2 protein-coding genes are annotated in these 1,112 nt (G+C 73.3%); both read right to left on the bottom strand.

What is annotated here, in order from left to right; translation table 11 throughout:
- On the bottom strand, window positions 1–828 hold an 828-nt coding region (locus tag AB0M20_RS45140; protein ID WP_364307795.1), incomplete at its 3' end, for a S8 family serine peptidase.
- The coding region (locus AB0M20_RS45135) for a hypothetical protein (RefSeq protein ID WP_364307793.1) at window positions 825–1,112 on the bottom strand (288 nt) is incomplete at its 5' end. The genes AB0M20_RS45135 and AB0M20_RS45140, both read right to left, overlap by 4 nt.

Raw genomic sequence — 1,112 nt, 5'->3', positions numbered from 1 at the left:
GGTGACCGTGCCGGTGGCGCCGGCCGCCGAGTAGTTCAGCACGTCGACGCCGTCCGCGGTCGCCTGATCGATGGCCGCGACGATGTCGGCGGTGCTGCCCACCAGCCGCCCGTCGGTGGTCTGCCACAGCGCCTTGTAGACGGCGACGCGGGCGGCCGGCGCGACGCCCGAGGTGTCGCCGGCCGACAGACCGTCCACGACGGCCGGGACGGCATTGTTCCCCGCGGCCACGGCGGCGACGTGCGTGCCGTGCCCGTTGTAGTCGCGGGCGGAGTCCGGCTCGGCCGGCGACACGCCGGTGGCGGCGGCGCGGAAGTGCCGGGCCCCGATCACCTTGTTGTTACACAGGGCCGCGTCGTCGCAGGCGCCGCGCCAGCGGGCGGCGATGGCGGCCGCGTCCGGCCGGGGTTCGGCCAGCGCGGCGAAGCTCGGGTGCCCGGCGGCCAGGCCGCTGTCGATGAACCCGACGATGGCGTTCTCGCCCGCGTGGGCCGCGCCGCCGGAGTAGCGCTGCCAGGCGCCGGAGTCGCCGGTGAGGCCCAGGAACTCCGGTGTCGTGATGGACAATGCGGCGCGCGGCTCGTCCCGGGTGACCGCGACGACGCCGGGCGTGCTCGAGACTGCCGCCGCCTCGCGCGCCGTCAGCTCGGCGGCGAAGCCGGGGAATGTCGCGGTGTACCGGTGGATCACCCGGGACGCGACGGCGTCGATCTGTGCCGCTGACGGCGGACCCGACAGCTGGACCAGGTAGACCTCGGCCGGCGCGGCCTCCGGCGCGAAGCCGGCGGCCGCGGCGACCAGCGCGGCGGCCACGGCGGCGGCTCTCATGAGTTGAAGCTCGTCTTCGTGCGGACCGAATAGATTACGGCGCGGTAGTGGTCCGGCAGGTCATCGTGGTCGTCCGGGCTGTCCGAGAATGCCATCTTGATCCACAGGTACAGCGGGACGTTGTGGCGGTGCCTGGAGTTCTGCGAGATCGCCGGCACCGACCAGGTCTTGCTCCACCGGGCCGGGCCGGTCAGGTCGTAGTGCCAGTTGTTCAGGTCGTTCGGATCCCAGCCGCCCTTGAGCTTCCAGCCGCCGGCGTGCATCGCCTGCGACACGAAGTTGGT

The sequence above is a fragment of the Actinoplanes sp. NPDC051633 genome, from assembly GCF_040681735.1.
Lineage (GTDB): Bacteria > Actinomycetota > Actinomycetes > Mycobacteriales > Micromonosporaceae > Actinoplanes.
This window is presented reverse-complemented; position numbering and strand designations above follow the sequence as displayed.